This window comes from Ulvibacter sp. MAR_2010_11 (assembly GCF_002813135.1).
Classification (GTDB): domain Bacteria; phylum Bacteroidota; class Bacteroidia; order Flavobacteriales; family Flavobacteriaceae; genus Altibacter.
Genome location: NZ_PHTY01000001.1, coordinates 1,492,275 through 1,504,086, shown reverse-complemented (window position 1 = coordinate 1,504,086; position 11,812 = coordinate 1,492,275). Strand labels below are relative to the sequence as shown.

Genomic DNA, 11,812 nt, shown 5'->3' with positions numbered 1-11,812 from the left:
TTTACAAATTTTTTAAAGCTTGTTTTATAATCATTTCCACCGTAGCATCAGGGTTTTGCTGAACAATCTTGTCGCATACCTTTTCAGCTTGTTTTCGAGCAAAGCCTAATGTCTCCAAAGCAGATAACGCTTCATTTTTATTCGTATTGCTCGAAACGGCAGAAACATCTTCCAAACCGTATACTTTTAAAATTTTATCTTTTAAGTCTAAAATAACGCGCTGCGCTGTTTTCAAACCTATCCCTTTTACAGACTGAATTGTTACTACATCTTCTGAAGCAATTGCTTCGGTTACCTGCTGAGGGGACAATGACGATAACATGGTTCTCGCGGTATTTGCCCCAACCCCCGAAACGGATAGTAACAATCTAAATATCTCACGTTCCGTAACTCCTGAAAACCCGTACAATGTATGAGCATCTTCACGAATCTGCAAATGTGTGTATAGTTTTACATTTTCACCTGCGGGGAGTTTGGAAAATGTATGTAACGAAATATGTATTAAATACCCTACCCCATTACAGTCTATAACAACATCCGTCGGATTTTTCTCTACAAGTCTGCCCTCAATGTGGGTAATCATTCGTTAATAAAAAGTTAATGGCTCAAATATAGTATAATTATTTGTAGTCGCCACGCTTGAAAATATGAAAATCACTACTACTTCTTTGTCTTTGCCAGTTCTCTTTCCCGTTTTTCTTTTTGTTGTGCATCGACAACCGAAACCGCAGCCATATTTACAATTTCTTCTACGCTCGCTCCCAACTGAAGAATATGCACAGGCTTTCTCATACCCAGCATAATAGGACCTATAGACTCCACATTATTGAGCTCTTTCAGTAGTTTATAATTACTGTTTGCCGAATCTAAATTAGGGAATATCAATGCGTTTACCTTTTTGCCCGCCAGTTTCGAAAAAGGAAACTTTTGCTTTAGCATTTCCGGATTCAATGCAAAATCGGTTTGTAATTCTCCGTCTATAATCATATCGGGATTCGATTTGTGCAACAATTCGACTGCTTCCCGCACTTTGGTAGCATGTGGATCCTTGGAAGATCCAAAATTGGCATAGGATATCATCGCAATCACAGGGTCCAAACCAAACATCTTCATGGTGTAGTTGGTCATTTGGGCAATTTTTGCAAGTTCCTTTGCGGTAGGGTCGATATTTATTGAAGTATCTGAAAGGAATAACGGACCACGCTTTGTCAACATTAAATTGGTTGTAGCCACCTTGGTTACCCCTTCAAACCTACCGATAGTTTCCAGAACAGGTCGCACTACCGAAGGATACGAACGGGAATATCCCGAAATCATCGCATCGGCATCTCCTTCATTTACCATCATTGCCGCAAAATAATTACGCTCCCTCATCAGCTTTTGCGCTGCGTATAAGGTAATTCCACTACGTCTTCGGCGTTGCCAAAAACGTTCTGCGTAACCGTTTAAGGTTTCTGTTTGCTCGTCTCCCTTAGTATCTATAATAGTAACATCCGCTTCAAAATCTATTTGTTGCATCAAATCGAGAATGACCTCTTTTCTGCCTAACAAAATAGGAAATCCAATTCCTTCCTCATGTACAATCTGAGCCGCTTTTAAAACATCCAAATGATCTGCTTCGGCAAAAACTATTCGCTTCGGATTTGTCTTTGCGCGACTTACCAACAGGCGGACAATCTTATTGTCACTACCCATACGTTCGTATAGTTCATCCTTGTATTTTTCCCAATCGGTTATGGGTTCGGTAGCCACACCACTCTCCATGGCAGCTTTCGCTACTGCCGGTGGAACCGTGGCAATCAATCTTGGATCGAATGGTTTGGGAATAATATATTCCTTGCCAAAATTCAATTTTGTTTCGCCATAAGCGATATTCACCTGTTCGGGTACAGGTTGTTTTGCCAAATCGGCCAATGCTTTTACCGCGGCCATTTTCATGGCTTCGTTAATTTTGGTAGCACGAACATCTAACGCCCCTCTGAATATAAACGGGAAACCCAGCACATTGTTCACCTGATTAGGATGATCGCTTCGCCCGGTGGCCATTATAATATCCTCACGGGTTTTCACGGCTACATCGTATTCAATTTCGGGATCGGGATTTGCCATCGCAAAGACAATTGGGTTCTTTGCCATACTTTTCAGCATTTGTGGCGTTACTATATTGGCAATGGAAAGCCCTACAAAAACGTCGGCCTTTTTCATCGCCTGTTCCAGGGTGTCAATTTTTCGGGAGGTCGCGAATTCGGTTTTTTCTACGGAAAGATTTTCACGGTCTTTCCGAATCACCCCCGTGCTGTCCAGCATCACAATATTTTCTGCCTTAGCACCAAATGCTTTATACAATCGGGTGCAGGAAACCGCAGCTGCACCCGCACCACTAATCACAATAGAGACATCTTTTATCTTCTTTTTGGTAATTTCCAGTGCGTTTAATAGGGCTGCCGCCGAAATGATAGCCGTACCATGCTGATCGTCGTGCATTACAGGAATATCCAATTCTTCTTTTAAGCGACGTTCTATTTCGAAGGCTTCAGGAGCCTTTATATCTTCTAAGTTTATCCCGCCAAAGGTGGGCGCTATGTTTTTAACAGTCGCAACAAATTCATCGATATCTTCGGTACCCACTTCAATATCGAAAACATCTATATCGGCAAATATTTTAAATAGTAATCCCTTCCCTTCCATCACAGGTTTGGAGGCTTCGGGGCCTATATTTCCCAGCCCCAATACGGCAGTTCCGTTTGAAATAACGGCAACCAGATTTCCTTTTGCCGTGTATTTGTAGACATTCTTCACGTCTTTTTCTATTTCTAGACAAGGTTCTGCTACGCCGGGTGAATATGCCAGTGAAAGATCTCGCTGGGTAGCGTATTTCTTGGTAGGCACCACCTGAATTTTTCCCGGCTTTGGTTTGGCGTGATATAGTAGGGCTTCGCGGCGTTTACTTTGTTTGCTCATAATTTTACTGAATGGTATTTACAAAGGTAAAAGGATAGCTGAAAGTAGGAAATATTAGCAGTTAATCTTTCAGGAAGTTTATGTTTCGCTGCAATCCTGAAAATTTGGTGCGTTGTACTGCACTGTTTTTGAATAATTTCTGAAACACTTCGTCAGTGATTTCTTCCCAATCCTTTTTGGTCATGGAAAGCAACTCGGGATTCGGGTTAAAGAGGGGCTCGTTATGACTTTTACTGAAGCGATTCCAGGGACAAACATCCTGACATACATCGCAGCCGAACACCCAGTCGTCAAATTGTCCGCGAACATTTGAAGGAATTTCATTTTTAAGTTCGATGGTAAAATAACTGATGCATTTGCTGCCATCCACAACATAGGGCGCAATAATGGCTTCGGTGGGACAGGCATCGATACAGGCTGTACATGCCCCGCAGTGATCTGTCACCGGCCTGTCGTACTCCAAATCGAGATCCACAATTAATTCGGCAATAAAATAAAAAGAACCCACCTGCTTGGTCAACAAATTACTGTGTTTTCCCATCCATCCCAGACCACTCTTCGCTGCCCATGCCTTGTCCAAAACCGGGGCTGAATCTACAAAGGCACGTCCATGAACATCACCAATTTCTTCAGAAATAAAGGCTAATAATTGTTTCAGTTTGTCCTTAATCACAAAGTGATAATCGGTTCCGTAGGCGTATTTCGAAATTTTATAGGATGCCTCATCTTGAGTTTCCGAAGGAAAATAATTAAGCAATAATGAAATCACACTTTTAGAATCCGGGACGAGTTTGGTAGGATCGAGTCTTTTGTCGAAATGATTTTCCATATAACTCATTTCCCCCTGCATCCCATTGCGCAACCACTTTTCAAGTCTAGGGGCTTCTTCTTCCAAAAATTCGGCCTTGCTAATACCACATGAAAGAAAACCGAGGCGTTTGGCTTCAGCTTTGATGAGAGCGGTATGTTTTGTTTTCGAGTTCACTTGCTATCTTTCGGTAAAACTAACATTCATATCGACAGGGGGTCTCACTAGTCCACCGAAGTTTGGGTAGGGTAGTCGTATTTTTTTGAATTTGACATTTTTATGTCTGGTCGCGCGCAGGCGATATCGAATTAGTAAGTTGCCAAAAAAAACCCTCGACGGCGCTCGGGGACTCTTTTTTTAAAACAAACCGCCTTGTATTCCACCTTTTACACGCCCCAAATGTTTGTAGGCAGCTTCGGTTACTTCGCGTCCACGAGGGGTTCGCATAATAAATCCTTGCTGAATTAGAAAAGGTTCGTATACCTCTTCAATGGTTTCACTACTTTCAGAAACAGCGGTTGCCAAAGTGGAAATGCCTACTGGGCCCCCTTTAAATTTATCGATAATGGTTTTTAAGATGCGATTGTCCATTTCGTCCAGGCCATGTGCATCCACGTGCAAGGCTTCTAAGCTATACTTGGCTATTTTGATGTCAATATTTCCGGTTCCTTTAATTTGTGCAAAATCACGCACTCTGCGTAAAAGGGCATTAGCAATACGCGGGGTTCCACGGCTTCGTCCTGCAATTTCGATGGCCGCTTCCATGGTAATGGGAACTTTTAGAATTCCTGCGCTGCGCTGTACAATGGTGGTTAATAATTCGGTGGTATAGTACTGTAATCGGGAAGAAATCCCGAAACGTGCCCGCATAGGTGCCGTTAGCAATCCCGAACGGGTAGTAGCTCCAACTAGTGTAAAAGGTGCTAAATTAATTTGAACCGAGCGTGCATTGGGGCCCGACTCGATCATAATATCAATTTTATAGTCTTCCATAGCCGAATAGAGGTATTCTTCCACTATAGGGCTCAAACGGTGGATTTCATCAATAAAGAGTACATCCCTTTCTTCGAGATTGGTAAGTAAGCCGGCTAAATCGCCCGGTTTATCCAGAACGGGTCCGGAAGTCACTTTTATTCCTACCTGTAATTCGTTTGCAAGGATATGCGCCAAGGTTGTTTTTCCCAATCCCGGCGGGCCGTGAAATAAGGTATGATCTAAGGCTTCATCGCGAAGATTTGCCGCCTGAACAAAAATTTGGAGATTCTCCAGTGCCTGATCCTGTCCCGTAAAATCTTCAAAGCTTAAGGGGCGTAATTTCTTCTCAATTTCAAGCTCCTGAGGGCTTAAATCTTCTCCGGCAGGATTCAGGTGTTCGTTCATATCACAAATATACAAATGAATGAGCTACCATTTGTTAGAAATGTAAAGCTCAATTTAAAAAACAAAGCCGCAAATTAAATTGCGGCCTTGATGCCGATATTCTCCCCTGAGGTACCGACATTTTAATCAATATGATTAAAATTAATAATTGACTGATGGCTATGCAATACGTACAATTACGTATTATGAAAATACGAAAAGATAATTAATCATACCTCTACCAATTTCCACTTCCCCTTTTTGAACCAGATAATCCCAATAATGGCGATAAGTATTTCGGCAGTAGTGATGGCGAGTAACACCCCCAATGCTCCCCAATCCAGCATAATTGCCGTGAGGTACGCAAAGGGTAATTGAAACAGCCAAAAACAGAAAAAATTAATGATTGTGGGCGTTTTGGTATCGCCCGCACCGTTAAAAGATTGAATTACTACCATGCCGTATGCATAAAATACATAACCGGCTGCAATGACTCGAAGGCTCAAAGCGCCAAATTCGATGACCGAGCTATCATCACTGAATATTTTTATAATTACTTCGGCAAAAATCAAATAGAACACCGAAACAATTATCATAAATACAGCGATGTATTTTCCTGTTTTCCATACCGAAGTTTCGGCTCTTTCGGGTTGCTTAGCTCCTAAATTCTGACCCACCAGAGTCGCGGCAGCATTGCTCATTCCCCATGCCGGCATCATGGTAAACATAAGAACACGAATGGCAATGGTATATCCGGCCAATGCCTCGCTTCCGAATTCGGCCATAATTCGCATTAAAAAAACCCAGCTGGAAGTTCCTATGATAAACTGACCTATTCCGCCCAAAGAGACCTTGATCAAATTGAGCATGATTTTCGCTTTAAAGACAAAGTATTTTATTCCTATTTTAATTCGGCTCCAGCCAAGGATTAAGATTAACAATTGGATTATCACGCCAATTCCTCTTCCAATAGTTGTTGCAATGGCGGCCCCTGCTACACCAAACGCAGGAACCGGACCCCACCCAAAAATAAAAAGGGGATCTAATACAATGTTGAGCAAATTGGAGACAATTAATACCTTCATAGCTACCGAAGCATCACCGGCACCTCTAAATGCAGCATTAATCAAGAAAAGTAGCATGATGGTTACGTTTCCGCCAAGTAAAATTTGCGTATATCTGTAACCGCTTTCCACCAACTCCGTACTACCACCCATGAGGCTTAAAATTTCTTTTGGGTAGACAATACCTATAGCGCCGACAATTGCGGCGACGGCAATTCCTAAAAAAATGGATTGGACAGTAGCCTGAGAAGCTGCATCAATGTTTCCCTCACCGGTTCGCCTGGCAACAATTGCCGTTACACCCATACTCAATCCAATAGCTATGGCATACACCAGTGTAAGTACAGATTCGGTTAGACCAACTGTCGCGATTGCATCCGGACCCAAACTTGAAACAAAATAAGCATCTACGAGGAAGAAGATGGATTCCATCATCATTTCGAGAATCATAGGAATTGAAAGCATAAATATTGCTTTCCGAATACTCCCTGAAGTAAAGTCTTGTTGTTTTCCGGTTACTGCCGTAGTGAAATGCTTGACTATTTTTTTTATTGTAGCTCCCATACTAAAACAAAGACTGCTAAAATAAAACAAAAACCCTTTCAGAAATGAAAGGGTTTTTGTTTTATTTTTAAAGAATTACATGTTTTAATGCTGCATTTCTTCTTCGTGTTCCTGCAAGGGAATGTGTTGTGGTACAAAATCCTGACCCGGAATTACATAATCGGTTTCGTCTTTGTTCATCTTACTATAATCGTAAGACCATCTGTGAACGTGTGGAATTGGACCATCCCAGTTTCCGTGAATGTGCTTTATTTCGGCAGTCCATTCTAAGGTAGTGGAATTCCAAGGGTTCTTAGGTCCTTTTTTTCCGTAAAACATAGAGTGGATAAAGTTGTATAAGAATACCAGCTGCGCTGCCGCAGTAATAATAGCAAAAATGGTAATTACCACATTCACATCAGCTAAATCATCGAAGTATGGGAAGTTGGTGTTGGTGTAATAACGTCTGGGTAAACCTGCCATACCAATGAAGTGCATTGGGAAGAAAATTCCGTAGGCACCTACCGCTGTTACCCAAAAATGCACGTATCCCAGGTTTTTATTCATCATCCTGCTTTCAAACATTTTAGGGAACCAATGATACACTCCGGCAAACAGCCCATATAAGGCTGAAATACCCATTACCAAGTGGAAGTGAGCTACCACAAAGTAGGTGTCGTGTACGTTAATATCCAAGGCACTATCCCCCAGAATAATTCCTGTTAATCCTCCTGAAATAAACGTAGAAACAAACCCAATAGAAAACAGCATGGCTGTGTTCATTTGGAGATTTCCCTTCCACAAGGTTGTAATCCAGTTAAATGCTTTTACAGCTGAAGGGATTGCAATTAACAAGGTTGTAAAGGTAAAGACTGATCCTAAGAAAGGATTCATCCCTGTTACAAACATATGGTGACCCCATACAATTGTAGATAGGAATGCAATCGCGAGTATGGATGCAACCATCGCCCTATAACCAAAAATAGGTTTTCGGGAGTTGGTGGCCATAATCTCGGAAACAAGACCCATCGCCGGAAGAATTACAATATATACTTCGGGATGTCCAAGGAACCAGAATAAATGTTCAAACAATACCGGAGAACCCCCTTGATTGTGTAACACCTCTCCAGCGATATATATATCGGAGAGGAAGAAGGAAGTCCCAAAACTTCTGTCCATAATCAACATTAAGGCTGCTGAAAGTAAAACAGGGAAGGAAACAACACCAATAATTGCTGTAACAAAGAACGCCCAAATAGTTAAAGGAAGGCGAGTCATAGACATACCCTTGGTACGCAAGTTCAATACGGTTACAATATAATTTAAAGCTCCTAATAAAGAGGAAGCAATAAAGATAGCCATAGAAACCAACCATAACGTCATCCCAGTTCCTGAACCGGGAATAGCTTGTGGCAATGCGCTTAACGGCGGATAGATTGTCCATCCAGCTGACGCAGGTCCTGCCTCAACAAAAAGAGATAGTACCATAAACACACTGGATAAAAAGAACAACCAGTAAGAAATCATATTTAAGAAACCGGACGCCATATCACGGGCTCCAATTTGCAAAGGAATAAGCAGGTTACTAAACGTACCACTCAAACCGGCGGTAAGAACGAAGAATACCATGATGGTTCCGTGAATGGTCACTAATGCCAAATAAACACTAGGATCCATAACTCCGCCTTCTCCCCATTTACCCAACAAAACTTCGTAAATGGTAAATTCGTGCTCGGGCCATGCCAATTGCATTCTAAATAATAGCGACATGGCAATACCAATAATTCCCATAAACAATCCTGTTACAAGGTATTGTTTAGAAATCATTTTATGATCCTGGCTAAAGATGTATTTAGTAACAAACGTCTCTTTATGATGATGCCCGTGATCGTCGTGGTGATCTTCTGCGTGGTCGTGTGCGTGTGCTGACATATCTTTTTAAGCTATTTTATTATTGTTTAAGAGCTTCGGCCAAAGTAGCCTGTTGTGCCATCCAGGCATTGTACTCTTCTTCTGTTTCAACTACAATTTTCATCTGCATATTGTAGTGGTTGGTTCCACAAATCTTATTACACAGCAGCATATAATCAAATTCGTATGGTTCTAATGCCTCTTCTCCTTTAGCGGCCAAATCAATACTTTTCTTTCTTCTTATTTCATTAATCTTTCGCACTTTGGCAACAATAACATCATTCTGCCGCATCTCTTCGGTAGTAATTGTAGGTGTAAAAGCAAATTGAGTAATCATTCCGGGAACACAGTTCATTTGTGCACGGAAGTGTGGCATATAAGCTGAATGTAATACATCCTGCGATCTGATCTTAAATATTATTTTTCTGCCTGCCGGTAAGTGCAATTCATTTACAACCACATCGTCCTGAGCATTAGGATCGGAAGCATCCACACCCAATTGATTAACGCCTTCAATTAATCGAACATTGGCCTCACCCAGCGTGTTATCTTTTCCACTATATCTTGCTCTCCAATCGAATTGATAAGCGTATAATTCGACCACCATAGGATCATCTTCGGTATCGACATTCATAATATCTGTCCAGGTAAACAATCCGTAAATAATAAGACCCGCTAAAACAATTACCGGGATAATGGTCCAGATAAACTCAAGCTTGTCGTTATCGGCAAAAAATAGTGCCTTTCTCGGTCTGTCTCCGCGATATTGAAAAGCGAAATAATGCAATAACCATTGTGTTACAATTCCAACAAAAAAGATCAGAATCATGGAAATAAGCATTAACTGATCGATTTCCAATCCGTGTTCTGAGGCTGCTTCAGGCAATAATACGTCGAACCATTTCCAAAAACATACGGCAAGGATTACATACATAAAAAGTACGAAGCCTAACATTAACCATCCATTAATGTTATTGTCCTTTTCGGAAGCTATTTCGGAAGTATCTGTTTGCTTGGATTTAGACATTTCAAATATCTTACCCATTTGCCAGATTGCAACTCCAAAAAGAATGATTACTAATACAACTAAAAATGCGGTCATCGTTATCTGTCTCTAACTAATTAATTAATAATGATAATTCTTACTTTCCTTAACAAATGGATTGTTTTTAACCAATAATGGTGCTTTTGTAAGTGCCGAAAAGACAACAAACACAAACAATCCAAAGAAAAACAGCAAAGATCCAATTTCGGGTATTCCAATATACCAAGATGTACCAACGGTTCCAGGTGTAACCATTAAATAGACATCAATATAATGTCCGGCGAGTATTACAATTCCTGTTAATATTACAAACCAATTAACACGTTTGTAATCGCTGTTCATTAATAACAACACGGGAAACACAAAGTTCATCGCCAACATCCCGAAGAATGGCAATTTAAAATCTTCTATTCGGGTTACAAAATAGGTTACCTCTTCAGGAATGTTTGCATACCAGATTAGCATGAATTGTGAGAACCATAGGTAGGTCCAGAAAATACTAAAGGCAAACATCCATTTCCCCATATCATGAATATGGCTGTTATTTACAAATTCAAGATATCCTTTCGATTTTAAATATATGGTTATCATGGCAATCACTGTAAATGCGCAAACCATCATCCCAGCAAATACATACCATCCAAACAAGGTACTAAACCAATGCGGATCGAAACTCATAAGCCAATCCCAGGACATGATCGATTCGGTATATATAAAGAATACTAAGAACCCTGCAGAAATTTTAAAGCTTTTCTTAAACCATTTGTTGTCGGTTGTTTCATCACTCTTTCTCGAAAATTTTACTGCGAAATGACGATATAACATCCATCCTCCTAAAAAGATAGCCGCTCTAATAAGTACAGCTGTTCCGTTTAACCAACCTGCTTTTCCTTGTAATAATTTATCATGTGCTACTACATCGGGGTCGGCCCATACGAACAGATGATTTATATGAAATCCGGAAAGTGCCAGTAAAACAAACATGATAATTCCGCCGGGAACCAAATAGGCAGTAATAGCTTCCATAACTCTATACAGTACCGGAGACCAGCCTGCCTGCGAAGCCCACTGAATCGCATAAAATGCGAGTGTTCCTAAGGCAATCATAAAGAAGAAAAAGGCAGCAATATATAAGGCAGACCAGGGTCTGTTTTGCATTTGGTGCAAGGTATGCTTTAAATGCTCTTCTTCACTATCTGCGGCATTTTCGTCGTGACCTCCATTATGCTCTGCATTTACAGCGTGACTTTCATCAGTGTCAACTGCAGCTACAGAATGAGTCTCACCATGACCGTCGCCATGACTTGCCATCATTTCTTTTACTTCGGCAGTAGAGCCGGGTGTGGTTAGAAAACCGGTAAGGATACCAAGGGCCCCAACCACCATAAAAATGATTGCAAACAGTTTTAATTTATTTGGTAGCGTATACATATCTTTAGCTATTCTCTTTTATTCCTTAATTAATGTTGTTCTCCTGAAGTGGTTGACATTTCAGAAGGTATAGTATCGGTAACCATTGTTGGAACCACAGCGATCGAATCGGTTTTCACAGTTAACGCGGGTTCACCCTTTAATGCAGCCTTAAGATTCATAACGTGTTGCGTTATTTGCCAACGCTCTAATTCGTTGGTTTGGGAAGCATAGGATCCCATGGTGTTTAACCCGTACATTTGCACGTGGTAAATACTTCCTTCGGTAATGTTTCTTCCTGCATCGGCATAACTTGGGATTCCAAGAAACTTTTCGCGTTCCACCAAGATTCCCTGTCCGTCTCCTTTATCTCCATGACAAACTGCACAGTAAATAGTATATAATTGTGCTCCGGCTGCAAGATTTGCTTCAGTAACCTCTAAAGAATTTTTCAATTCAGCTCTTGCCAATTCCAATCCAGCTGTTGTATTTTCGTAATCGTAGGGTTGCCATCCACGAGGAATAGAACCTGCAACCGGTAGCATTGCTTCCTGCATGCCCGGGAACACTTCATACTCACCATAGGTTTCATAACCAACAGGTTCGTACATATTAGGCATGTACTGGTAGTTAGGCTTATTATTGTTAAAACAAGAAACCATTAGTACAGATGCAACTAAGGCAATACTTATGTGTATACTGTTTTTCATA

9 protein-coding genes are annotated in these 11,812 nt (G+C 41.0%); all 9 read right to left on the bottom strand.

What is annotated here, in order from left to right; all coding sequences use genetic code 11:
• Position 1: 1 nt before the first annotated feature.
• The 9 genes from ruvA to ATE92_RS06885 all read right to left on the bottom strand — a co-directional run bounded on the left by ruvA (position 2) and on the right by ATE92_RS06885 (position 11,811).
• The gene (gene ruvA / locus ATE92_RS06925; RefSeq protein WP_100803007.1) at positions 2 to 583 is read right to left on the bottom strand and encodes a Holliday junction branch migration protein RuvA; all 582 of its coding nucleotides are present in this window, start codon (positions 581 to 583) and stop codon (positions 2 to 4) included.
• Between the two features lie 77 nt (positions 584 to 660).
• Positions 661 to 2,961 carry an NADP-dependent malic enzyme gene (locus ATE92_RS06920; RefSeq protein WP_100803006.1) on the bottom strand — a complete coding sequence of 767 codons (2,301 nt, stop codon included), beginning with the start codon at positions 2,959 to 2,961 and terminating at the stop codon, positions 661 to 663.
• A 61-nt stretch (positions 2,962 to 3,022) separates the two neighbouring features.
• On the bottom strand, positions 3,023 to 3,946 hold the full coding sequence (gene queG / locus ATE92_RS06915; RefSeq protein ID WP_100803005.1) for a tRNA epoxyqueuosine(34) reductase QueG: 924 nt from the start codon (positions 3,944 to 3,946) through the stop codon (positions 3,023 to 3,025).
• Between the two features lie 180 nt (positions 3,947 to 4,126).
• Positions 4,127 to 5,149 (bottom strand): Holliday junction branch migration DNA helicase RuvB, encoded by a 1,023-nt coding sequence (ruvB, locus tag ATE92_RS06910; protein WP_100803004.1) that lies wholly within the window; start codon positions 5,147 to 5,149, stop codon positions 4,127 to 4,129.
• 209 nt (positions 5,150 to 5,358) lie between these two features.
• Positions 5,359 to 6,756 carry an MATE family efflux transporter gene (locus ATE92_RS06905; protein WP_100803003.1) on the bottom strand — a complete coding sequence of 466 codons (1,398 nt, stop codon included), beginning with the start codon at positions 6,754 to 6,756 and terminating at the stop codon, positions 5,359 to 5,361.
• Positions 6,757 to 6,840: 84 nt separating this feature from the next.
• A complete protein-coding gene (locus ATE92_RS06900) occupies positions 6,841 to 8,667 on the bottom strand; it encodes a cbb3-type cytochrome c oxidase subunit I (RefSeq protein WP_100803002.1) in 1,827 nt (608 codons plus the stop codon).
• Positions 8,668 to 8,686: 19 nt separating this feature from the next.
• The gene (locus ATE92_RS06895; RefSeq protein WP_100803001.1) at positions 8,687 to 9,748 is read right to left on the bottom strand and encodes a cytochrome c oxidase subunit II; all 1,062 of its coding nucleotides are present in this window, start codon (positions 9,746 to 9,748) and stop codon (positions 8,687 to 8,689) included.
• A gap of 24 nt (positions 9,749 to 9,772) precedes the next feature.
• Positions 9,773 to 11,122 carry a quinol:cytochrome C oxidoreductase gene (locus tag ATE92_RS06890; RefSeq protein ID WP_100803000.1) on the bottom strand — a complete coding sequence of 450 codons (1,350 nt, stop codon included), beginning with the start codon at positions 11,120 to 11,122 and terminating at the stop codon, positions 9,773 to 9,775.
• A gap of 29 nt (positions 11,123 to 11,151) precedes the next feature.
• The gene (locus ATE92_RS06885) at positions 11,152 to 11,811 is read right to left on the bottom strand and encodes a cytochrome c (RefSeq protein WP_100802999.1); all 660 of its coding nucleotides are present in this window, start codon (positions 11,809 to 11,811) and stop codon (positions 11,152 to 11,154) included.
• Position 11,812: the final 1 nt, after the last annotated feature.

Excerpts from the sequence above, each read along its gene's own strand:
- ruvA (WP_100803007.1), bottom strand. The coding sequence starts at position 583 with ATGATTACCCACATTGAGGGCAGACTTGTAGAGAAAAATCCGACGGAT.
- ATE92_RS06920 (WP_100803006.1), bottom strand. The coding sequence starts at position 2,961 with ATGAGCAAACAAAGTAAACGCCGCGAAGCCCTACTATATCACGCCAAA.
- ruvB (WP_100803004.1), bottom strand. The coding sequence starts at position 5,149 with ATGAACGAACACCTGAATCCTGCCGGAGAAGATTTAAGCCCTCAGGAG.
- ATE92_RS06905 (WP_100803003.1), bottom strand. The coding sequence starts at position 6,756 with ATGGGAGCTACAATAAAAAAAATAGTCAAGCATTTCACTACGGCAGTA.
- ATE92_RS06900 (WP_100803002.1), bottom strand. The coding sequence starts at position 8,667 with ATGTCAGCACACGCACACGACCACGCAGAAGATCACCACGACGATCAC.
- ATE92_RS06895 (WP_100803001.1), bottom strand. The coding sequence starts at position 9,748 with ATGACCGCATTTTTAGTTGTATTAGTAATCATTCTTTTTGGAGTTGCA.
- ATE92_RS06890 (WP_100803000.1), bottom strand. The coding sequence starts at position 11,122 with ATGTATACGCTACCAAATAAATTAAAACTGTTTGCAATCATTTTTATG.
- ATE92_RS06885 (WP_100802999.1), bottom strand. The coding sequence starts at position 11,811 with ATGAAAAACAGTATACACATAAGTATTGCCTTAGTTGCATCTGTACTA.